Here is a 1099-nt window from a genome sequence, read left to right as displayed (position 1 = left end):
CCCGCACCTCCCGCACCCGTGCCGCCGCCGCCCGCGGAGGAGGCGCCGTAGTAGACGTCCTCGTCCACGGCGTCGGCCGCGTCCGCGGCCGCCGCGTCGGCCAGCGCCACCAGCCGCTTGCGCTGCAGGTGCACCGCGGAGGCGGAGGCCAGGGCCAGCACGAGCACCGCCGCGACGAGGGCGAAGCCCAGCGACAGCAGCGCGATGCGCCCCTCGTCGCGCCCCTGTTCGCGCGGGGCGGGGGCGCTCACGAGCCGACGAAGCGGTCGGCGACGGCCACCCGGCGCACCTGCACGGGCACGACCCCCGGCAGCACGGGCAGCGCCACCTCCACGCGCACGGTCGCCGCGACCACCGCCTCCGGGGAGCGGCACGGGTCCGCCGCGCACTCCAGCTCCAGCGCACCGGGGGCCGCGGGAAAGCCCTGGTCGGCCAGCGCCAGGACGACGGCCTCCTCCGCCCGCCGGCGGGCGAGGTCCTCGCCGTCGGTCCTGGCCAGCACCCGCGAGGCCTCCCGGGCGCCGGACTCGGCCGCGAAGGTGGCCGCCTGCAGCCGCCCCAGCGTCAGCACCAGGTAGGCCAGCGGCACCAGCAGCAGCACCCCGACGGCGAGGAACTCCACCGCGGCGCTGCCCTCGTCGCCGCAGCCGCGCTGCTCGCGGTGCTCCCGGTGCCGCCGGTGCTCGCGGGGGCCGGCGCTCACGCGGCGCCCTCCAGGGCGGCGTGCCCGCTGACGCGCAGGGCGCGGTCCGCGCCGAGCAGCGCCAGGAGCGGCAGCGGCGCCTGCACGCGCACCTCGACGACGGCCGCGCCGCCGCGCCGCACGACGCGGGCGTCCACGTGCTCGGCGAAGCGCGGGGACAGCGAGGCGGCCAGCAGCTCGCGGGTGCGGGCCGCGCCCGCGGCGGGGCTGCTGCCGGCGAGCGCCCCGTGGCGCGCGCCCTCCCCCGCGCAGTCCACCGCCGTCGCCCGCACGTGCTGGACGACGGCGAGCTGGACGAGCGCCGCGAACAGCAGCGCGAGCACCCCGGCGACGGCCGCGAACTCCGCGACCGCGGACCCCTCGTCGCCGCGGGCCGGGGTGCGCGGTCGCGGAGTT

Annotated in this window: 2 protein-coding genes and 1 pseudogene; all 3 read right to left on the bottom strand. The window is 80.6% G+C overall.

Annotated elements, in window-relative coordinates; all coding sequences use genetic code 11:
* A pseudogene (locus GTQ99_RS23495) lies at positions 1–251 on the bottom strand (hypothetical protein); the annotation flags it as partial.
* Positions 248–703 carry a pilus assembly protein gene (locus GTQ99_RS23490; protein WP_205708120.1) on the bottom strand — a complete coding sequence of 152 codons (456 nt, stop codon included), beginning with the start codon at positions 701–703 and terminating at the stop codon, positions 248–250. The pseudogene GTQ99_RS23495 and the gene GTQ99_RS23490, both read right to left, overlap by 4 nt.
* Positions 700–1099 (bottom strand): TadE family protein (locus GTQ99_RS23485; protein ID WP_205708119.1); only part of this gene is annotated, 400 nt, incomplete at its 5' end. The genes GTQ99_RS23490 and GTQ99_RS23485, both read right to left, overlap by 4 nt.

The sequence above is a fragment of the Kineococcus vitellinus genome, from assembly GCF_009906315.1.
Classification (GTDB): domain Bacteria; phylum Actinomycetota; class Actinomycetes; order Actinomycetales; family Kineococcaceae; genus Kineococcus; species Kineococcus vitellinus.
Note: the sequence above shows the minus strand (reverse complement) of the source record. Positions and strands in the feature narration are given on the sequence as shown.